The organism is Bacillus pumilus, from assembly GCF_024498355.1.
Taxonomy (GTDB): Bacteria; Bacillota; Bacilli; order Bacillales; family Bacillaceae; genus Bacillus; species Bacillus pumilus_P.
In genome coordinates this window covers 3,023,122-3,043,173 of the sequence record NZ_CP101833.1, presented here as the reverse complement: position 1 = coordinate 3,043,173, position 20,052 = coordinate 3,023,122, and the positions used below count along the sequence as shown (strand labels likewise).

Genomic DNA, 20,052 nt, shown 5'->3' with positions numbered 1-20,052 from the left:
GGGCTTTCTATCACGCTGAAAAGAAGACAAAGGGCTAAAATAAAGGTCATTTTAGCCCTTTGTCAACAATCTGAAAACCCCGCTGAAGAGCGGGGTTTTATGCTTTAATGATCATCGCTTGACTGCCCATCTGTTTCCAAGAATCCTCAAACTGGTCACGATCGACTCGTTGATTCTTTTCTCCGTACGGGTTATTCAAGTAGACGTACTCCTCGTCGTAGCCTGTGATGACGACGCTATGCACATTAAAGCTCACATCTATTTTGCCATTTGGTGTATTCCATGTTTCGATGTTATCTGTTTTGTCAAAGGTGGATGTCGTAATCACCCATACAGGGTAGCCCTTTTCAAGTGATTGGTAGATGGCCTTTTTGACAGGCTTTCCAGTTAAGTCGACGACTTGATCACCCGCATATTTTTTCGCAAGTTGATAAATAGGTTCATGGTATACGCCAAGACCTGGGCCATTCTCCATATCGCCTACAAACCCATCATTCGGGTCTCCTTTTAAGCCATTCTCATAATTTAGTGGAACGCGCTTGATTTCATTTGCCAATGTATTTTTTGTCACTCGCTCATAGCCGCTGTAATGAAGCAGCATCGCTAAGCTTGTGACTTCGCAGCCGTTATATAGCTTTGGTGCATCCATTTGATTATAGAGGATGACATCCATGGCTTTTTTGCTTCCTTTTAAAGACTGGTGTGTGGCATCCGTTTTTTTCGATGAACGTGTCTCTTCTGCCGCAAGTGCGGTTTCGTTTTCTTTTGCTGCTTCGTGTGGCGAAGCTGTTTTTTTGACTTGGTCGATTTGTGAAACATAAATAAAGCCGAAATAAACAAGACATGCGCACAATAAAGTTAAGGTTAATGTCTGGATGAACTTCACTGTAATCTCCTGTGTTATTCAATATTTTTATGTATTATAGCACGTTCCTTCATTGAATATGTAGAAAAGGTTCAGGTGTCACTTGAATGTAATAATTCCACAAAATTTTAATGAAAATAGAGAGAAAATAAAAATGATTGATTTAATCACTTTATTTTGTTAGCATATTATCATATTAGCGAACTAAAGGATTCGGAATTTTTCGTTTTAATGTGTTGGAGGTGCGGAAGAACATGTTTATGTTTGAGAAACCATATGGTATGCGGGATTCATTGCCAGGATTGTATGAGACGAAGAAAAAAGTGAGACATTCATTAACAGAGGTCATGAATGGCTGGGGTTACCGTTTGATGGAGACACCAACGCTTGAATTTTACGATACAGTCGGTGTTCAATCGGCGATTACAGATACACAGCTATTTAAGCTCCTTGATCAAAACGGTCAAACCCTTGTGCTGAGACCTGATATGACGGGGCCGATTGCAAGAGTGGCGGCTTCAAAGCTTCATGAGCAGGCGTATCCACTTCGGGTTGGTTATGCAGCCAATGTGTTCCGGGCTCAGGAAAGAGAAGGCGGAAGACCATCTGAATTTGAGCAGGTCGGAATTGAATTGATTGGTGATGGTTCAATTAGCGCAGACGCTGAAGTCATTGCGCTTGTCGTATTTGCATTAAAAAATGCCGGGCTTCAATCCTTCAAAATAGCGATCGGGCATGTTGCTTTAGCCGAGACGTTATTTGTAGATGTACTGGGAAATACAGAGCGTGCAAACGTCCTTCGGCGATTTTTATATGAAAAGAATTATGTGGGATACCGGCAGCATGTAAAGCAATTACCCCTCTCATCGATCGATAAAATGAGGCTGTTACAGCTTTTAGATTTACGCGGCGGCGAGGAAGTCACGCAGCAGGCAGAGGAAATCGTGGTTTCACAAGAGGGAAAAGAGGTGCTCGCTGAGTTAAAGGCACTTTGGGAGACACTTGAAGATTACGGCTGTACAGAATATATCCGTTTAGACTTAAGCATGGTCAGTCATATGAGCTACTACACAGGCATTTTGTTTGAAGTATTTGCAGATCATGTTGGGTCTGTCATCGGGAGTGGAGGAAGGTATGATCAATTACTTGCTCATTTTGATGCACCTGCATCAGCTACAGGGTTCGGTCTTCGCTTAGACCGCCTTCTTGAAGCGCTAGATGCAAAAGAAATCAATGAACCGCAGGAGGCTGTGATTTTTAGTAAAGAACAAAGACTAGAAGCTTTTGCTTTTGCAGAAAAGGAGCGGTCAAAGGGGAAAAAGATCGTCCTGCAAGACTTATCCGGTATTGAAAATATTGACGCGATGACCAAGGCATTTGAGCAAGTGACTTATTTTATCGGCGCTAGAAAGGAAGAGCAAAATGGGTAAAGTGTTGACGATGGCGATGCCAAAGGGCCGGATATTTGAAGAAGCAGCAGGGCTGTTAAGGCAGGCGGGGTATCAGCTGCCGGAGGAATTCGAGGATTCAAGAAAGTTAATCATTGATGTACCGGAAGAAAACCTCCGCTTTATTTTAGCCAAGCCAATGGATGTGACGACCTACGTAGAGCACGGTGTGGCGGATGTTGGTATTGCAGGGAAGGATGTCATGCTCGAAGAAGCTCGTGATGTATACGAAGTGCTCGATTTAAACATCAGCAAATGTCATTTAGCCGTTGCCGGATTACCGGGAGCCAGCTGGGGCGGTGTCGCGCCGCGTGTGGCAACGAAGTACCCAAACGTAGCCTCGTCCTATTTTAGAGAGCAAGGTGAGCAGGTAGAAATCATTAAGCTGAATGGTTCCATTGAATTAGCACCGCTCATCGGCCTTGCCGATCGAATTGTTGACATTGTCTCCACAGGTCAAACGCTGAAGGAAAATGGACTTGTCGAAACTGAACATATTTGTGATATTACGTCACGCTTTATTGTCAATCCTGTGAGCTACCGGATGAAGGATGCGGTGATCGATGAAATGGCGCAGCGTCTGGCAAGAATCATTGAAGGGGAAGGGGAGGAATCATCATGAACATCACCTATATACAAGAAGGTGAGACAGACACTCTCTCACTTAAGCGGTCTTTAGATACAGGAACGGAAGAGCAGCGTCAGGCTGTTCAGCGCATCATTCAAGAAGTGAGAAAAAATGGTAATGAAGCCGTACGGTCATTTACGAAACAATTTGACGGTGTATCCATTGAAGAGCCGCTTGTGACGGAGGATGAAATGGCAAGGTCCTACGAACGTTTGGAGCCGGAGATGATTCAGATTATCCAAACGGCTATCCGTCATATTCGAACATACCACGAGCGTCAGCTGACATCCTCTTGGTTTTATCACCAGCAGGACGGCTCGATGCTCGGACAAAAGGTGACGCCGCTCGATGCGGTCGGTGTGTATGTCCCCGGCGGAACAGCCGCCTATCCTTCATCGGTTTTAATGAATGTGATCCCGGCACTTGTCGCTGGCGTTGAACGAATTGTCCTTGTGACACCACCAGGGAAAGACGGCCGTCTGTCTGACGCTGTACTAGTTGCCGCAAAGGAATTGGGTATTTCAGAAATGTACAAAATGGGCGGTGCGCAGGCGATTGCGGCTCTTGCCTATGGAACTGACAACATCCAGCCTGTTGATAAAATCACAGGTCCAGGAAACATTTATGTAGCACTTGCAAAGCGAGAGGTATTTGGTCAGGTTGATATCGATATGATTGCGGGTCCAAGTGAAATTGCTGTCCTGGCAGACGAAACGGCACTTGCGCATGAGGTGGCGGCTGATTTGCTTTCGCAGGCAGAGCACGATGCGTTAGCATCCAGTATTTTGGTGACACCGTCTAAGACACTTGCTGAAAAAGTGCAGGCTGAGGTGCAGGCACAGCTGGACACTTTGCCAAGAAAATCAATCGCAGCACAATCCATACAAGATCATGGCCGTATTTACGTGACAGAATCAATTGATCGTGCAGTAGATGTCGTGAACCAATTAGCGCCAGAGCACTTAGAAGTGCTGACCGCTTATCCAGAATCGTTTCTTGGTCAAATCAAGCATGCAGGGGCGATTTTCTTAGGGCGTTATAGTCCAGAGCCAGTGGGAGATTATTTCGCAGGACCGAATCACGTGCTGCCAACAAATGGAACAGCTAGATTCTCAAGCCCGCTAGGCGTGACCGATTTTCAAAAGAAAACGAGCATTATTTCATACAGTAAAGAAGCCTTTGAGACACATAGGGAAAGCATTGCGGCTTTTGCAAGATTAGAAGGGCTTGAAGCGCATGCAAGGTCGATTGAAGCGAGAAAGCGGGAGGAATCAAAATGAGACAGGCGGAAACTGCGAGACAAACAAATGAAACGAACATTTCGTTAGCGTTAGAGATTGATGGAGAAGGAAAAGCGGATATTCAGACAGATGTCCCTTTTATGACGCACATGCTTGATTTATTTACGAAGCATGGACATTTTAATTTGACTGTAGATGCGAAAGGAGATACAGATGTCGATGATCACCACACAACAGAAGATATCGGCATCGTGCTTGGGCAAATGTTTAAGGAAGCATTAGGTGATAAAAAAGGAATCAAGCGGTACGGATCTAGCTTTGTTCCAATGGATGAAACCCTTGCCCAGGTCGTAGTCGACCTAAGCAATCGTCCTCATTTGGAAATGAGAGCGGTCTTCCCGAGTCAAAAGGTCGGCACCTTTGATACGGAGCTCGTTCATGAGTTTCTATGGAAATTTGCCCTTGAAGCCCGTATGAACCTCCATGTGATCGTTCACTACGGAACCAATACGCACCATATGATTGAAGCGATTTTTAAAGCGATGGCACGTGCCCTAGATGAAGCAACAACCATTGATCCGCGTGTGAAAGGGATTCCTTCGACAAAGGGGATGCTCTAATGATCGGAGTCATTGATTATGGGATGGGAAATTTGTTTAGTGTATCAAAAGCGCTGGAACGAGCTGGCGCCCCTTATATTGTTTCCTCTGAAGTGGAGGAGCTCAACAAGGCAGATGCTTATATTTTGCCAGGGGTGGGGTCGTTTCGTGATGCGATGCGGCTGCTAAGACAGACAGGGCTAGAGGCGTTTATCCACCAAGTCGTGCAGGAAGGGAAGCTGTTATTTGGCATTTGCCTTGGCATGCAGCTGTTGTTTGAAGAAAGTGAAGAGGCAGGACTGACAAAAGGATTGGGGCTGTTAAAAGGACGTGTCGTTCTTTTAAAGGATGGCGATCAGGACGGACAAAGGCTGAAGGTACCTCATATGGGGTGGAACGAGCTCGCATTTCATCAGCCGTCTCCATTATTTGACGGTGTGCCGGAAGGATTTGCGTACTTTGTTCACTCTTATTATGTGAGTGACATGAATGTAGAAGAGCAATTGGCAAGTGCGGATTATGGCGTACAAGTACCAGCAGTTGTTGGAAAGGGGAATGTGCTTGGGGCACAGTTTCACCCTGAAAAAAGCAGTACAACGGGAATGGCACTGCTCAAACAGTTTATTCAATTAGCAAAAGAACAGAGGGTGAACAAATGAGTGAATTTACACTGTATCCAGCGATTGATATGAGAAATGGCAAATGTGTACGACTTGTGCAAGGAGACTATGATCAAGAAACCATTTATGGAGATTCACCGCTAGATATGGCCGCGCGGTTTGCAAATGAAGGAGCGAAATGGATTCATCTCGTTGATCTAGATGGTGCAAAAGCTGGAAAGCGCGTCAATCATGAGCATGTGCTGGCGATTGCTTCCTCCTTAGATGTGAATGTACAAATAGGCGGCGGCATTCGGACAGAAGAGGACGTTGAATTTTATTTGAGCAATGGCGTATCTAGAGTCATTCTTGGCAGTTCTGCTGTTTCTAACCCAGCCTTTGTGAAAAAAATGCTTGCACAATATGGTGAGAAAATAGCGATTGGAATTGATGCACGAAATGGCTTTGTATCGACTGAAGGCTGGCTTGAAACGTCGAAAGTGAAGGCAGAGGAACTTGGCAAGGAACTGGCTAAGGAAGGCGCAGAGGTCTTTATTTTCACCGATATTCAAATGGATGGCATGCTCTCTGGTCCCAATGTGGAAAGTACGGTCCGATTAGCAGAAGCGACCGGAAAACAAGTCATCGCCTCAGGTGGAGTCAGTGCTGTCGCTGATATTCAAAAGCTGGCAGTGCAAAAGCATGCCGGTGTTTCTGGTGCGATCATTGGTAAGGCGCTTTACACGAAGCAGTTTACTTTAGCAGAAGCGTTTGAAGGGATTGACAGCATATGATGACAAAACGTATCATCCCATGTCTCGATGTGAAGGAAGGGCGTGTTGTCAAAGGTGTACAATTTCTAGGCTTAAAGGATGCAGGTGATCCTGTAGAATTAGCGCAGATCTATGATGAGGAAGGCGCGGATGAACTCGTCTTTCTTGATATTTCAGCCTCTCATGAAGGACGAAAAACGATGGTGGATGTGGTCAAGCAAGTAGCGTCCACTCTTGCTATACCGTTTACGGTGGGCGGCGGGATTAACCATCTTGATGACATGAAGCGTATATTAAGAGCGGGTGCAGACAAAGTATCGGTGAACACAGCGGCTGTTTTAAGGCCAGAGCTGATTTCAGAAGGAGCCGATTTTTTTGGTTCTCAATGCATCGTCGTCGCGATCGATGCGAAGTACGATGAAGAGAAAAAAGCATACATGGTCTATACCCACGGAGGGCGCCGTAAAACGGAAATAGAAGTCAGCGACTGGGCGAAAGAAGCAGTGCTGAGAGGAGCAGGGGAGATCTTGCTGACAAGCATGGATGCCGATGGTGAAAAAACAGGCTTTGATCATCGTCTGACGAAGCTTGTGTCAGAAGCAGTCACAGTGCCAGTCATTGCCTCTGGAGGCGCGGGCAATGCGCAGCATATGCTGGAGGCTTTTACAAAAGGAGAAGCTGATGCAGCATTAGCAGCCTCCATATTCCATTATAAAGAGACCTCGATTCAAGAGGTGAAGACATACTTGAGAGAACACGGGGTGAAGGTCAGATGAAACAGGCAAACGAATTAACCTTTAATGAGGCAGGCCTGATTCCTGCGATTGTACAGGATGAACAGAGCAAGGAAGTGCTGACGCTTGCGTATATGAATCAAGAATCCTATGAAAAAACGTTGGAAACAGGCGAAACATGGTTTTTTAGCCGTTCGCGAAACGAGCTTTGGCACAAAGGCGCCACATCTGGACATACCCAGCAAGTCACATCCATTCGCTATGACTGTGATAAGGACGCTCTGCTTGTACTCGTGGCACCAAGTGGCCCAGCGTGCCATACTGGCAGCTATAGCTGTTTTTCGGAAGAAGGCGTGAAGCCCCAAAGCGAAAAGCAGGACCGCTTTGCCATTTTAAATGAGCTTGAACAGGTCATTGCAAAGCGTCAGGCAGAAATGCCGGAAGGAGCTTATACAACCTATCTATTTGAAAAAGGGGTCGATAAAATCCTGAAAAAGGTAGGGGAAGAAGCTTCCGAGGTCATCATCGCAGCGAAAAACCGTGATCAGGAAGAGTTGAAATGGGAAACAGCCGACCTCCTATATCACCTTCTTGTGTTATTACGTGAGCAGCAATTGCCGCTAGATGATGTATTAAAGGTATTAAAAAAGCGTCACCAAGGTGAATGAAAAGCCGGGGACACTCCTGGCTTTTTGCTTTTGAGTGAAAAACAAATCCTTCCTTTTCTTTTGTTCTATGTGACGACTCGTGAAGTATGTTATACTACACACGGTACACTGTTCGAAATGGAGGGTATCGGTGAGTAAATACACTTCTCAAAATCATCACACACAAGTCGTCCAACTATTCCAAGATGGGCATTACTTTTTTCATAAAGGTCTAAAAGCATATAGAGAAAGAAATCTGCCAAAGGCAGTTAAGCTGATACAGCGGGCTATTGTACTTGAGCCTGAAAATGTAGAAATGCTGTCACAGCTTGCCATTATTTATACTGAAATGGGTCATTACCAACAATCAAATGAACTGCTTGATTTCATCCTCGAACACGTAGATGAAAACATGTCAGAGTGTCACTATTTTAAAGCGAATAATTATGCCAATCTCGGACTTTTTCAAGAGGCATATAAGTCAGCCACTGCTTATGCCGCTTTGGAAGAGGATGGGGAATTTACGGATGAAAATGATGATCTTCTCGACCTGCTCGATATGAGTGACGAAGAGGACGAAGATTTTCCTTATGATCAGGATGACCTGATTGTGAAGCAGGATCAAGCGAATCATTTGTTAGAAAGCGGCAGGCTTGACGAAGCTATTGAGATGCTAGAACAGATGATTGTTGAGTATCCAGAATTTTGGTCAGCTTATAATAATCTCGCTTTGGCCTATTTTTATTCTGGTCAGATTCATCAAGCGAAAGAGACGTTGAACCGGGTCCTTCATGAAAATCCCGGTAATCTGCATGCCCTTTGCAACCAGCTCGTGTTCTATCATTATGAAAAAGAAGAAGAGAAGGTCAACGTGTTAGCGAAGCAATTAACGCACGTGTATCCAATATTAAGTGAACAGCGTTATAAGCTTGGTGCGACATTTGCCCTCGTTGGAGAATTTGAATGGGCCTTTAAATGGCTTTATTCTTTGTATAAAACAGGCTTTCAGGGAGATAGTACATTTTTATACTGGCTTGCCAGTGCAGCCTATCAAACGGGCCACAAAACGCTGGCACAAACCGTTTGGAATAAAATGGTAGAAGAAGATATAGATGCAGATGAAATCAAGCCGTGGCAGGATAAACCAGAGGAGACTGAACCAATGGTCTCAATTGAGGAACGGCTAACTGCGTACTATGTCAGTAAACAAAAAGGTGAACGAGACGTTCTGCAGTCTGTCCTTGATGCCCGCGCAGCGAAAACAGCCTTTGAACAGCAATTCATCGAGCTGCTTTTATATGAAGATCAAATGGAAGAACGGTCTTTTTCAGGAGATGCGCTCTTCGCAAAACAGGCGGCATCCGCTTTGGAAAAAGCCGTGCAGCCTGATAACCACATGCCATATTTTTGGTTATTCCATATTATTCAGCAGGCACGTGCTTCTGGTGTAGATAAGAAAAATGCGCCTGCATGGGCAGCAGCTTCTTATTACCTATGGATGAATGAACAAGAAGAATCATCCGTCAGTAAAAAAGAGGTAGCGTCCTCTTTTCAGATCAGCGTTCAGACACTGTCTAAATATGAAAATGTCATTTATACGTTCATCGACTAATAGGTAAATAGATTCATAGAATAGTAGCATGACCCAAAAGGTCATGTCAGCGTGTAGACAAACCCTCGCATTCTTTGTCAGTCCTGCGTGCCGGTGCTCACGAATGTCAAATTCGCTCCGCTCCGGTACTCGTCTTTCCTAGACTTCAAAGGTTTTCTATCACGCTGAAAAGAAGACAAAGGGCTAAAATGAAGATCATTTTAGCCCTTTGTCAACAATCTGGCATGACCTAAAGGTCATGCTTTTTTCTTGGATAAAAAGGTGGGATTTGCAAGGATTTGGCGAAGTATGACAATCACGACATGTTTTTGAAACATAAATGTAATAAAAATATTAGCTCATTTTGTCGATGTCTCATGTATAATGAAAATCGTGGATTAAAACAAAGACATATATTTAGATATTTTACTATACATAATGAAACACCTAGTGATAGAAACAATCTGGTCAACATCTGACTGATCAATCAGGAAGAAAGACATAGAGAGCACAGATTGGTCGCAGAGAATTTGCTGCTTTCTAATGTCGCTTGGGAAATTGTCAAAGGAGGAACTATTCGTGAAAAAGTTTATCACTTTCGGTTTAGCTTCGGTGATCGGAGCGAGCGGTTTATTTATCCCATTTACTCATGAAGCAAATGCACAGGACTTTGAACAAAAGAAACAAGAACTAGACAGCAAGCAATCTGAGGTAAACAAGAATCTTCAAAAGAAAAAAGAAGAGCTTTCAAAACTTGAAGCAAAACAAGAGGCACTTGCACTAAAGCTGAAAGAAATTGACGAGAAAGCTTTAAAAACAAGTGATCAAATCGAAGAAAAACAAGCAGAAAATGAAAAAACAAAAAAAGAAATCAAAGCACTGAAAAAAGAAATTGCTGATACAGAAAAACGTATCGAAGAAAGAAACGAATTTTTGAAAAAGCGTGTACGTGCGCTTCAAGAAAACGGCGGTTCTACGAAATACATAGATGTATTACTAGGAGCAAAAAGCTTTAGCGATTTCATCAGCCGTGCAGGTGCTGTATCTACACTAATCAACGCAGACAGCGAAATCATTAAAGAGCAAGAAAGAGACAAAGCTGAACTCCAAAAGTCTGAAAACGAATTAAACACAAAGCTTGAAGATGTTCAAAAGACACTTGCAAAGCTTGAAACACTTCAAACGGACTTGAATAAACAGCTTGATGAAAAAGACAAGCTATTCAAGCAAGTGAAAAAGCAAAAAGGAAGTGCTTCTTCTGAAATCAGTGAATTAAACAGCCAGGCTAACAGCATTGCATCTGAAAAAGACGCAACAGTTGCTGCACAAAAGCAAGCTGAAAAAGAAGCAAGAGAAGCAGCTCAAAAAGCAAAAGAAGAAAAAGCACAAAGACAGCAGCGTCAAGCTAGTGTTCAAACAGAAGACAACAGCTCAAATAACGATAGCAGCCCGTCTTCAAATAACAGTGGATCATCTAATAACAACAGCAGTTCACCAAGCAAGAAGCCATCTTCTGGCGGTGGATCACCTGTCAGCAATAACGTAGGCGGAATCGAAGGTGCCATCAGCACAGGTTCTACCATTGTTGGACAATCTCCATATAAATGGGGCGGCGGCAGATCACAAGCCGATATTAACGCACGTCGTTTTGACTGTTCTTCATTCGTCCGCTGGGCATTTGCATCAGCAGGCATCAACCTTGGACCAGTTGGCGGAACAACAACAGATACGCTTGTAGGTAAAGGAAGAGCTGTAAGTGCATCTGACATGAAACGCGGAGACCTTGTGTTCTTCGATACGTATAAAGTAAATGGACACGTTGGTATTTACTTAGGAAACGGTACATTCTTGAACGATAACAGCTCCCATGGTGTTTCAGTTGATTCAATGAGTAATCCTTATTGGAAGAGATATTTCAATGGCGTTGTAAGAAGAGTCGTTGAATAAATCACTACTTTGTATATAACCGTAAACAGGCTTCCTTAAACAGCAGTTTAAGGAAGCTTTTTCTTTTTTTGAAGATATGAGCAAATGATTCGCTTATTCCCCGCAGATTTAATAGGATATGGGTAAGGAATAAAAGCTAAGAATGGAAATGATGCTTTCTGTCATGAATGGAAGCATCACCCAAGGGCATTCTAATAGGAAATGCTAGCAGCAATTGAAGAGGGAGTGACAGTTGTGTCAGAAGAAAAAATCTACGATACGATCATCATTGGAGCGGGTCCTGCCGGAATGACAGCCGCTGTTTATACATCACGGGGAAATCTTTCAACATTAATGATTGAAAGAGGAATTCCAGGCGGACAAATGGCGAATACCGAAGATGTTGAGAACTATCCTGGCTTTGAAAGCATTTTAGGGCCGGAACTTTCAAATAAAATGTTTGAGCATGCGAAGAAATTCGGTGCGGAGTATGCGTATGGCGATATTAAAGAAATTGTTGACGGTGAAGAGTACAAAATCGTCAAAGCCGGTTCAAAAGAATACAAAGGACGCTCTGTCATTATTGCAGCAGGTGCTGAATACAAAAAAATCGGTGCACCAGGTGAAAAAGAGCTTGGCGGCCGCGGCGTATCATACTGTGCAGTATGTGACGGTGCCTTCTTTAAAAACAAAGAGCTTGTTGTGATTGGCGGCGGAGACTCTGCGGTAGAAGAGGGTGTTTACCTCACACGCTTTGCATCAAAAGTAACGATTGTCCATAGACGCGACAAACTTCGTGCTCAAAGCATCTTACAAGCACGTGCCTTTGATAACGAAAAAATCGACTTCATGTGGAATAAAACCGTAAAACAGATTAATGAAGAAAACGGAAAAGTCGGCAGTGTGACATTAATTGATACCGTGACAGGTGAAGAAGAAGACTTCAAAACAGACGGCGTCTTTATCTACATCGGTATGCTGCCACTTTCTAAACCATTTGAAAACCTAGGGATTACAAATAAAGAAGGCTATATTGAGACAAACGAAAGAATGGAAACAAGAGTAGAAGGTATTTTCGCAGCTGGTGACATTCGTGAAAAAACACTTCGTCAAATTGTCACAGCAACAGGTGACGGAAGTATTGCAGCACAGAGCGCACAGCATTATGTAGAAGAGCTTGCTGAAAAGCTAAAAGCAGCGAAATAAACGGCTGTCGTAAATCCTTAATATAGCGTCACGGGCTTTTAACTGGAATGTAACACGGGTGAAACAATTATCCGTTATGATAAAGCTAGTAATTGACCCCCTTTTATAAGGAATATATGTTTGGCACGGATGTGAATCCGTGTCCTTTTTTTTTGCATAAAATCAGAAATTCACGAGATGTTCACAAATGACGCATGGAGAACCGTTAGATGTTGTAAAATGAAGAGTAGAGAAATTGGACGTGACATCATTCAGACGAAAACCTGTCTATTTTCGGTGAAGAACGGGCATGTTCATTGTGGGAGTCAGGATGAACCTGTATAATAAGAAAAAGACATATAAGAGTAGGTGACAGCTGATGCAACGAGTAACCAATTGTGTGCTGCATCACGAAGATCAAGTTCTCTTGCTGCAAAAGCCAAGACGCGGCTGGTGGGTAGCGCCCGGCGGCAAAATGGAAAGCGGAGAATCGGTCAAGGATTCAGTCGTTCGAGAGTATAGAGAAGAAACAGGCATTTATATTTTAAATCCGCAGCTAAAAGGTGTTTTTACCTTTATCATAAAAGAAGGCGATCAAATCGTTCAAGAGTGGATGATGTTCACCTTTATGGCAGATTCATTTACCGGGAAAAACGTGACAGAATCAGAGGAAGGTATTTTAAAATGGCATGACGTACAGGATGTGCCTAGTTTGCCGATGGCTCCTGGAGATTCCCATATTCTTGACTTCATGCTAAAGGGAAAAGGGCTTCTCCACGGCACTTTTACGTATACACCCGATTTTGAACTAATTGCTTATCGGTTAGATCCTCAAGGAGACTAATAAATGAACCGTTTTCATAAAGAAGGAGAGGGAGCAGGCATGAATACGCACAAACAAGATGATATTCAGCTTGTGATTATTACAGGAATGTCAGGTGCAGGGAAAACCGTTGCCATTCAAAGCTTTGAAGACTTAGGTTACTTCTGTGTGGATAACTTACCACCATCACTTTTACCGAAGTTTCTAGAGCTTATGAAGGAATCGAATTCAAAGATGAGCAAGGTGGCTCTTGTGATGGATTTGCGCGGCCGCGAATTCTTTGATAGCTTAGTTGCTGCCTTAGATGAAATGAATGATATCGGCTGGATCACACCAAGGATTCTATTTTTAGATGCAAACGATAAGGTGCTTGTCTCAAGATACAAAGAAACGAGACGTTCGCATCCCCTTGCAACAACAGGACTGCCGCTCGAAGGTATTGCAATGGAGCGCGAGCTGTTAGAGGAGTTAAAAGGCCGATCTCAAATGATTTTTGACACATCGGATCTGAAACCAAAACAGCTTCGAGAAAAAATTGTCACACACTTTGCCACCAATCAAGGGCAGGTGTTTACAGTGAATGTGATGTCATTTGGCTTTAAATATGGTCTGCCGATTGATGCTGATCTTGTATTTGATGTGAGATTCCTACCGAACCCTTACTATATTGAGAGCATGCGTCCACAGACTGGAAACGATGAAGAAGTGCGCTCCTATGTGATGAAATGGAGTGAAACGCAAAGGTTCACAGAGAAATTAATCGATCTTCTCAGCTTTATGCTTCCGTCCTATAAACGAGAAGGAAAAAGCCAGCTTGTGATCGCCATTGGCTGTACGGGCGGCCAGCATCGATCTGTGACGCTCGCTAACTATTTAGCGGAGTATTTTAAAAACGATTACTATACACATGTCACTCACCGGGACATTGAAAAGAGAAGCAGAAAATAGATGACGACACTACCAAAGGTTGTCATTCTCGGCGGCGGTACTGGCTTATCTGTATTGCTCAGAGGGCTAAAAACAAAACCAGTGGATATTACCGCCATTGTAACGGTTGCTGATGATGGGGGCAGCTCAGGCAGACTGCGCCATGATTTGAATATTCCGCCTCCAGGCGATATTCGAAATGTACTTGCGGCACTCTCTGATGTTGAACCGCTTGTAGAAGATTTATTTCAGCACCGTTTTAACAAAGGGAATGACTTAACAGGCCACTCTCTCGGCAACCTCATTCTTGCGGCTATGACAAATATAACCGGTGATTTTTTTCATGCCGTCACAGAAATGAGCAAGGTCTTAAATGTGAGAGGAAAAGTATTGCCAGCAGCGAATTCAAGTGTTGTTCTTCACGCGGAATTAGAAAATGGGCAAGTGGTGACTGGAGAATCTAAAATCCCAACCTATGGGGAAAGGATTAAACGAGTGTTCCTCACACCAAATACGATTGAGCCGCTCCAAGATTCCATTCAAGTCATCCGTGAAGCTGATTTGATCGTCATTGGACCTGGCAGCTTATATACGAGTATTTTGCCGAACTTGCTTGTACCGCATATTGGAGAAGAAGTGATTCGCTCTAAGGCGAAAAAAGTGTATATTTGTAATGTCATGACGCAGCCGGGGGAAACGCTTTCCTACAGTGCAGCTGATCATGTGCAGGCATTAAACGATCATATGGATCGACCGTTCATTGATATCATTTTTGTGAACAATAAAGAAATTCCAGAAGAAATCAAAGCAAAATATGCAGAAGAACAGGCGCAGCCTGTACAGTTCGACACCGATGTACTCAAAGCAATGGGTCTGGAAGTCATCCCTGGAGAAATCATTACATATGACCAACATGTGATTCGTCACGACACGCTCAAGGTGGCCTCACTGCTCGTCGACCTGCTGCATCAGAAAAAATAGGAATGGGGGTGGCAAGGATGTCATTTGCATCCGAAACAAAAAAAGAGCTGACTAATCTGGACGTGAAGGACTGCTGCTCAAAAGCAGAGCTTTCTGCCCTCATCCGTATGAACGGTTCATTATCTTTCTCTAATCGAAAATTGATTATAGATATACAGACAGAGAACGCAGCCATTGCAAGACGCATTTATACGCTGCTTAAAAAGAAATATGACGTGACAGTCGAGCTGCTCGTCCGTAAGAAAATGAGATTAAAAAAGAATAATGTGTATATTGTCAGACTGGTAGAACGAGCGAAAACCATTTTAGAGGATTTGAAAATATTAGGTGAACAATTTGTATTTGAGCGCAATATTTCAGAAGAACTTGTGAAGAAAAGATGCTGCAAGCGCTCCTATATGAGAGGTGCTTTTTTAGCAGGCGGTTCTGTGAATAATCCAGAAACGTCTTCCTATCACCTTGAGATTTTTTCGCTATACAAAGAACATAATGATGCCCTTTGTGAGCTGATGAATCAATTTCATCTCAACAGTAAAACACTTGAGCGCAAAAAAGGGTATATTACGTACATGAAAGAAGCTGAAAAAATTACGGAATTTCTAAGTGTTGTGGGCGCCCATAACTCATTGCTTCGCTTTGAAGACGTGCGAATCGTCCGTGATATGAGGAATTCCGTGAACCGGCTCGTCAATTGTGAAACAGCAAACTTGAATAAAACGATCGGTGCCTCACTGCGTCAGGTCGAAAACATTCAATTCATTGATGAAAAAATTGGACTGGATGCTCTGCCGGATAAACTGCGTGAAATTGCGAAACTGCGAGTCGACTATCAAGAAGTCACGCTGAAGGAACTTGGCGAAATGGTGGAAAGCGGCAAGATCAGCAAATCAGGCATTAACCACCGCTTAAGAAAGCTAGATCAAATTGCAGAACAATTACGAAACGGACAAGCTGTTACACTTAAATAGGGAAATAAAAAAGGGAGGCAGATCATATGGTGGAAAAAACGGTCACAATCCAGCTGAAAACAGGTTTACAGGCACGTCCAGCTGCTTTATTCGTACAAGAAGCCAATCGCTTTGGTGCGGATATTTTTCTAGAGAAAGATGGGAAAAAGGTCAATGCGAAGAGCATTATGGGTCTCATGAGTCTTGCGATCAGCTCTGGAATCACTGTCAAACTGATTGCAGATGGTGCGGATGAACAGGAAGCCATTGATGCGTTAACGGATTTTATCAATCAAGAAAACTGAGTCTCTTCACAGGCTCAGTTTTTTTAGGAGGGAATGTGGATGATTCAATCAGCCTTTTTACAGAAGATCGGATACGAAGGTCAGTCCATCACCTTTGATCACTTGCCTGCTTTATTAAAAAAGATGGCGTATACTTTTCCATTCGAAAACAGATCTGTGCTGAATAAACAATCCTATGACTTGAATCAAGAAGGGTTGAAGCAGCATCTTCTTGAAGGAAAGAGAGGGGGTCTTTGTTATGACCTCAATCCTCTCTTATATTATGTGTTAAAACAGGCAGGACTCGCTGTACAGCTCGTTCAAGGGACAGTGTATAACAAGGAAGCGGACACGTGGGCAATTGATGGAACGCACGTAGCCATAGTCCTGAAACATCACAACAAACGCTTTCTCATTGATGCAGGCTTCGGAGTCAATTTACCTCTTCAGCCTGTACCCTTTACAGGTGAATGGGTAGAAGCACCGTCTATTCGTTTTCGCGTCAAAGCAGAGGAAACCGAAAAAGGGACACACCTGCTCCAATTAGACAGAGGAGAAGGTGCTGAAACAGGCTATGCTTATACATTAAAAGAAGTCAACGAGCACACTCTGGTCCAAATGAGGCAGGAGATTTATGAAAATGAAGCATCCCCATTTAACAAAAGACCGCTTGCTTCAAAGCTGACGCCGTCAGGGCGTGTTGTCGTCACGGAGGATCATGTCACCACACATGAACATGAAGAAGTATCGAAAAAGCCGCTCCCACAGCCTTTTGAGGACTACGTGAAAACTCTTATACCGTGAACAATATAAAAAGACAGCCCTTTTGACCTAGGGCTGTCTTTTTTCATTGACTAACGAATACGTGTAAATGTCGCATAGTGGTCCGTTGTTTTGTAGATGAGCCAGTCACTTGAATACACGAGGCGGTCAGCATTACGGAAGCCGGAGACGTAGTTGATATCTGCCTCACGCCATGTTCGGCCGCTGGCTGAAGGAAGACGTCCCTCCCGGTTAGAGAAAACATCTCCACCGATGCTTTTGCCTGGCGCAACCTCCGCTAGATTTCCCTTCGATGCAACCCATCCAAGAGCACTTGCTTGTGATTTTGTGATGTAATTATCAGGTAGTCGTTTGTAGCGAATTAAATAATCTGCTACCCCATCAAATGTATTAATGACGGCAAGGGTACGCAAATCTGATGCAAGTTGAATGGAAGCAGGTTCATTCGTGGCTGTTGGTGTAAGAGGTGTTGCTGCTTGAGCTTGCTGCGGGATAAATCCAGAAAACAGAATAGCAGCGATCAGAGCGAACATAGTAAAAATCGAACTTATTTTTTTCATCTTCATCCTCCTATAAAGGAAATCGGATGCTGTCCTCTTGTTGCTTGTCTATCCATATTATAGCACCCGAATATGAAGGAAATGTAAAGAATCAGAACCTTTGCTAAAATGAGTCTTTTCTCCCGAGTCCATTCTTAGGTAATAAATAAAAAGACGCAGCTCCCTGCGCCTTTCAGCGTGTAGACAAACCCTCGCATTCTGTGTCAGTCCTGCGTGCCGGTGCTCACGAATGTCAAATTCGCTCTGCTCCGGTACTCGTCCTTCCTAGACTGCAAAGGTTTTCTATCACGCTGAAAAGAAGACAAAGGGCTAAAATAAAGATCATTTTAGCCCTTTGTCACAGTCTAAAAGACGCAGTTCCCTGCGCCTTTTTCCATTAAGTTGTGGCAAGCTCCTTCACAACATCAACAGGGGCCTTGCCATCAATTCCGTGAATCACATTATGAATGGCTCGTTTTAGCATGAGATCTCTTGTTGTTTCAGTAGCGGAACCGATGTGAGGGGCAAGAGTAACCTGGTTCATCTCTTTGAATGGATGATCTTCCTGGAGCGGTTCTTGCTCATACACATCAAGACCTGCCCCTTTGATCCATCCCTCCTGAAGCGCTTGAATCAGACTTTGCTCATCCACTGTTTTTCCGCGGGAGATGTTCACGAATAAAGCTGTCTGCTTCATTAACTTAAATTCTCGTTCCCCCATCATATGATACGTTTCTTCGGTTAGCGGTGTGATCAAGACAATGATATCGGCTTGCTTCAGCAGGTCATCAAGTGCGCAATACACAGCGCCATACGCCGATTCAGCCTTTTCATTCCGGCTCCGGTTATGATAGAGGACGTTCATATCAAAACCAAGTGCTGCCCGTTTGGCTACTTGCTCCCCGATACGGCCCATGCCAATAATGCCGAGCGTTTGATGATGAACATCAATGCCAAATATATCTTCTTCCTGTACAAATTTCGTCCATTTCCCCTCGCGGATAAAACGATCAAGCTCGGTGATTCTTCTCGCCGAGGAGAGAATGAGCGAAAAGGCGAGATCAGCGACGGTATGATCAAGTGTATGAGGAGTGTGCGTGCCGATCACCCCTCTTTGTTTCATGGCTTCTATATCAAAGTTGTCATAGCCGACCGAGTTATTGCTCACCACCTTGAGTTTTGGTGAGTGATCTAATAGCTCCTGATCGATTTTCGTTCCAGACGTCAAAAGGCCATCAGCATGTTGCAGCTTCTCAAACAAAATATCTCTTGGAATGGGGTCCTTTGATTGCCACACCTCGTATGTACAATGTTCCTTTAGTATTTTCTCAAAAGAGGCAGGTAAGGGTTTGGCGACAAAAATATGTGGTGTCACAGTCAACTCGCTCCTTTCACATCGTCATCTTGCTCCTTTTATTATAAAGCAACCATTTCGGTATCACACGTTTGAATATGAGTTGTTCAATATTTAATATACTGAAATAACGGTGAAGGAGAGACATTTTCTTAGTGAACAAGTATATTCATAAGCCATCTGATGCATTTTTAAAACATAAAAAATAAGCTATTGGTAGATGTGTCATGGGAAACTATCAGATTTTTTGAGAGATTATCTGACAAACTGGAAAATAGATCGAGACTTTCTGGTAGAAAATTTATTATATTTGAAATGTATTAAACGGGACGTCCATTTTCTACTAAACCATTTCATCGTCTTTTGATGAACTGAGAACAATAGATTGAAAGAGCAGGCCGCATATCCCTTACGCTGAAGCGGTACAAAGATCAAAATAGAGAAAATGCTTACATTTTTTCTCATCGTTTTCTCATTTTTTTCTTTTTTTTCTATCATTTTTCTTCTCTATGCTTGAGAGCACACGAGAGAAAAGGGGGACAGGCAAGGCGTTACGATACTTAAAAAAAGATGGGAGATGGCAACATGGGATCAAAATTAGAAGAGATTCTTCAGCACAATTCAGAGTTTGTAAATGAGAGACATTATGAGCCTTACAAAGCGGGGAAATTTCCTGAAAAGAAACTGGTCATTTTAACTTGTATGGATACACGTCTTTTGGAACTGTTACCGCAATCCATGGGGCTGCGTAACGGTGATGCCAAAATCATTAAAAACGCCGGAGCCATCGTTACACATCCGTTCGGCAGTGTGATGCGGAGTATTTTACTAGCCATCTATGAGCTGAAAGCAGAGGAAGTGTGCATTGTGGGACATCATGAATGCGGAATGGCAGGTCTTGCGGCAGAGCCTTTACTTGAAAAGGCCAAAGCACGCGGAATTGAAGAGAAATGTTTGAGCATTGTGAAAAACTCAGGGGTTGATTTAAAGGGCTGGCTGACAGGCTTTGATTCGGTTGAAGAGAGCGTGTCCCAAAGCGTGAAATTAGTCAAAGAGCATCCGCTGATGCCAAGTGATGTGGCTGTTCATGGACTAGTGATTCATCCAGCAACAGGAAAGCTGGATGTCGTTGTAAAAGACAAACAGATCGATCCACAGTATACCTAGATCATCTACAC

At 43.4% G+C, this 20,052-nt stretch carries 21 protein-coding genes; 18 read left to right on the top strand and 3 right to left on the bottom strand.

Annotated elements, in window-relative coordinates; translation table 11 throughout:
* Positions 1-97: 97 nt before the first annotated feature.
* Positions 98-886, bottom strand: a complete 789-nt coding sequence (locus tag NPA43_RS15620; protein WP_256499041.1) for a C39 family peptidase — start codon at positions 884-886, stop codon at positions 98-100.
* 233 nt (positions 887-1,119) lie between these two features.
* Between NPA43_RS15620 and NPA43_RS15615 the strand changes: the two genes are divergently transcribed.
* From NPA43_RS15615 to NPA43_RS15535, 17 genes are all read left to right on the top strand, one after another.
* Positions 1,120-2,295: an ATP phosphoribosyltransferase regulatory subunit gene (locus NPA43_RS15615; protein WP_256499040.1), complete on the top strand. Its 1,176-nt coding sequence runs from the start codon at positions 1,120-1,122 to the stop codon at positions 2,293-2,295.
* Positions 2,288-2,935 (top strand): ATP phosphoribosyltransferase, encoded by a 648-nt coding sequence (gene hisG, locus NPA43_RS15610; protein WP_099728847.1) that lies wholly within the window; start codon positions 2,288-2,290, stop codon positions 2,933-2,935. Before NPA43_RS15615 ends, hisG begins: the two co-directional genes overlap by 8 nt.
* Positions 2,932-4,221, top strand: a complete 1,290-nt coding sequence (gene hisD / locus NPA43_RS15605; protein WP_256499039.1) for a histidinol dehydrogenase — start codon at positions 2,932-2,934, stop codon at positions 4,219-4,221. Before hisG ends, hisD begins: the two co-directional genes overlap by 4 nt.
* Positions 4,218-4,802, top strand: coding sequence for an imidazoleglycerol-phosphate dehydratase HisB (hisB, locus tag NPA43_RS15600; protein ID WP_099728849.1), 585 nt, complete (start codon positions 4,218-4,220; stop codon positions 4,800-4,802). The genes hisD and hisB overlap by 4 nt, the downstream gene beginning before the upstream one ends.
* A complete protein-coding gene (gene hisH, locus NPA43_RS15595; RefSeq protein WP_230030699.1) occupies positions 4,802-5,440 on the top strand; it encodes an imidazole glycerol phosphate synthase subunit HisH in 639 nt (212 codons plus the stop codon). Before hisB ends, hisH begins: the two co-directional genes overlap by 1 nt.
* Positions 5,437-6,174, top strand: coding sequence for a 1-(5-phosphoribosyl)-5-[(5-phosphoribosylamino)methylideneamino]imidazole-4-carboxamide isomerase (gene hisA / locus NPA43_RS15590; RefSeq protein WP_230030700.1), 738 nt, complete (start codon positions 5,437-5,439; stop codon positions 6,172-6,174). Before hisH ends, hisA begins: the two co-directional genes overlap by 4 nt.
* Positions 6,171-6,929, top strand: a complete 759-nt coding sequence (hisF, locus tag NPA43_RS15585) for an imidazole glycerol phosphate synthase subunit HisF (protein WP_034316606.1) — start codon at positions 6,171-6,173, stop codon at positions 6,927-6,929. The genes hisA and hisF overlap by 4 nt, the downstream gene beginning before the upstream one ends.
* Positions 6,926-7,555, top strand: a complete 630-nt coding sequence (hisIE, locus tag NPA43_RS15580; protein WP_230030702.1) for a bifunctional phosphoribosyl-AMP cyclohydrolase/phosphoribosyl-ATP diphosphatase HisIE — start codon at positions 6,926-6,928, stop codon at positions 7,553-7,555. The genes hisF and hisIE overlap by 4 nt, the downstream gene beginning before the upstream one ends.
* Before the next feature lie 130 nt (positions 7,556-7,685).
* Positions 7,686-9,146: a tetratricopeptide repeat protein gene (locus NPA43_RS15575; protein ID WP_099728854.1), complete on the top strand. Its 1,461-nt coding sequence runs from the start codon at positions 7,686-7,688 to the stop codon at positions 9,144-9,146.
* A 558-nt stretch (positions 9,147-9,704) separates the two neighbouring features.
* Positions 9,705-11,072 (top strand): C40 family peptidase, encoded by a 1,368-nt coding sequence (locus tag NPA43_RS15570; protein ID WP_099727983.1) that lies wholly within the window; start codon positions 9,705-9,707, stop codon positions 11,070-11,072.
* Between the two features lie 234 nt (positions 11,073-11,306).
* A complete protein-coding gene (trxB, locus tag NPA43_RS15565; protein ID WP_099727985.1) occupies positions 11,307-12,257 on the top strand; it encodes a thioredoxin-disulfide reductase in 951 nt (316 codons plus the stop codon).
* A gap of 358 nt (positions 12,258-12,615) precedes the next feature.
* Entirely contained in the window at positions 12,616-13,080 is a 465-nt protein-coding gene (locus NPA43_RS15560; protein ID WP_099727982.1) for an 8-oxo-dGTP diphosphatase, read from the top strand.
* A gap of 39 nt (positions 13,081-13,119) precedes the next feature.
* Entirely contained in the window at positions 13,120-14,007 is an 888-nt protein-coding gene (gene rapZ, locus NPA43_RS15555; protein WP_180275536.1) for an RNase adapter RapZ, read from the top strand.
* Positions 14,008-14,967: a gluconeogenesis factor YvcK family protein gene (locus NPA43_RS15550; RefSeq protein WP_099727980.1), complete on the top strand. Its 960-nt coding sequence runs from the start codon at positions 14,008-14,010 to the stop codon at positions 14,965-14,967. It abuts the gene before it with no gap.
* A gap of 17 nt (positions 14,968-14,984) precedes the next feature.
* Positions 14,985-15,935 (top strand): DNA-binding protein WhiA, encoded by a 951-nt coding sequence (gene whiA, locus NPA43_RS15545; protein WP_099727979.1) that lies wholly within the window; start codon positions 14,985-14,987, stop codon positions 15,933-15,935.
* Between the two features lie 26 nt (positions 15,936-15,961).
* Positions 15,962-16,219, top strand: coding sequence for an HPr family phosphocarrier protein (locus NPA43_RS15540; protein ID WP_099727978.1), 258 nt, complete (start codon positions 15,962-15,964; stop codon positions 16,217-16,219).
* Between the two features lie 39 nt (positions 16,220-16,258).
* Positions 16,259-17,002, top strand: coding sequence for an arylamine N-acetyltransferase family protein (locus NPA43_RS15535; RefSeq protein WP_256499037.1), 744 nt, complete (start codon positions 16,259-16,261; stop codon positions 17,000-17,002).
* A gap of 50 nt (positions 17,003-17,052) precedes the next feature.
* On the opposite strand, the gene NPA43_RS15530 is transcribed toward NPA43_RS15535, so the two are convergent.
* Positions 17,053-17,541, bottom strand: a complete 489-nt coding sequence (locus tag NPA43_RS15530; protein ID WP_099727976.1) for a ribonuclease — start codon at positions 17,539-17,541, stop codon at positions 17,053-17,055.
* Between the two features lie 376 nt (positions 17,542-17,917).
* Positions 17,918-18,895, bottom strand: coding sequence for a 2-hydroxyacid dehydrogenase (locus tag NPA43_RS15525; protein ID WP_099727974.1), 978 nt, complete (start codon positions 18,893-18,895; stop codon positions 17,918-17,920).
* 564 nt (positions 18,896-19,459) lie between these two features.
* On the opposite strand from NPA43_RS15525, the gene NPA43_RS15520 reads away from it, so the two are divergent.
* Positions 19,460-20,041, top strand: a complete 582-nt coding sequence (locus tag NPA43_RS15520; RefSeq protein ID WP_099727972.1) for a beta-class carbonic anhydrase — start codon at positions 19,460-19,462, stop codon at positions 20,039-20,041.
* Positions 20,042-20,052: the final 11 nt, after the last annotated feature.

Excerpts from the sequence above, each read along its gene's own strand:
- NPA43_RS15615 (WP_256499040.1), top strand. The coding sequence starts at position 1,120 with ATGTTTATGTTTGAGAAACCATATGGTATGCGGGATTCATTGCCAGGA.
- hisG (WP_099728847.1), top strand. The coding sequence starts at position 2,288 with ATGGGTAAAGTGTTGACGATGGCGATGCCAAAGGGCCGGATATTTGAA.
- hisD (WP_256499039.1), top strand. The coding sequence starts at position 2,932 with ATGAACATCACCTATATACAAGAAGGTGAGACAGACACTCTCTCACTT.
- hisB (WP_099728849.1), top strand. The coding sequence starts at position 4,218 with ATGAGACAGGCGGAAACTGCGAGACAAACAAATGAAACGAACATTTCG.
- hisH (WP_230030699.1), top strand. The coding sequence starts at position 4,802 with ATGATCGGAGTCATTGATTATGGGATGGGAAATTTGTTTAGTGTATCA.
- hisA (WP_230030700.1), top strand. The coding sequence starts at position 5,437 with ATGAGTGAATTTACACTGTATCCAGCGATTGATATGAGAAATGGCAAA.
- hisF (WP_034316606.1), top strand. The coding sequence starts at position 6,171 with ATGATGACAAAACGTATCATCCCATGTCTCGATGTGAAGGAAGGGCGT.
- hisIE (WP_230030702.1), top strand. The coding sequence starts at position 6,926 with ATGAAACAGGCAAACGAATTAACCTTTAATGAGGCAGGCCTGATTCCT.
- NPA43_RS15560 (WP_099727982.1), top strand. The coding sequence starts at position 12,616 with ATGCAACGAGTAACCAATTGTGTGCTGCATCACGAAGATCAAGTTCTC.
- rapZ (WP_180275536.1), top strand. The coding sequence starts at position 13,120 with ATGAATACGCACAAACAAGATGATATTCAGCTTGTGATTATTACAGGA.
- NPA43_RS15550 (WP_099727980.1), top strand. The coding sequence starts at position 14,008 with ATGACGACACTACCAAAGGTTGTCATTCTCGGCGGCGGTACTGGCTTA.
- whiA (WP_099727979.1), top strand. The coding sequence starts at position 14,985 with ATGTCATTTGCATCCGAAACAAAAAAAGAGCTGACTAATCTGGACGTG.
- NPA43_RS15540 (WP_099727978.1), top strand. The coding sequence starts at position 15,962 with ATGGTGGAAAAAACGGTCACAATCCAGCTGAAAACAGGTTTACAGGCA.
- NPA43_RS15535 (WP_256499037.1), top strand. The coding sequence starts at position 16,259 with ATGATTCAATCAGCCTTTTTACAGAAGATCGGATACGAAGGTCAGTCC.
- NPA43_RS15530 (WP_099727976.1), bottom strand. The coding sequence starts at position 17,541 with ATGAAAAAAATAAGTTCGATTTTTACTATGTTCGCTCTGATCGCTGCT.
- NPA43_RS15520 (WP_099727972.1), top strand. The coding sequence starts at position 19,460 with ATGGGATCAAAATTAGAAGAGATTCTTCAGCACAATTCAGAGTTTGTA.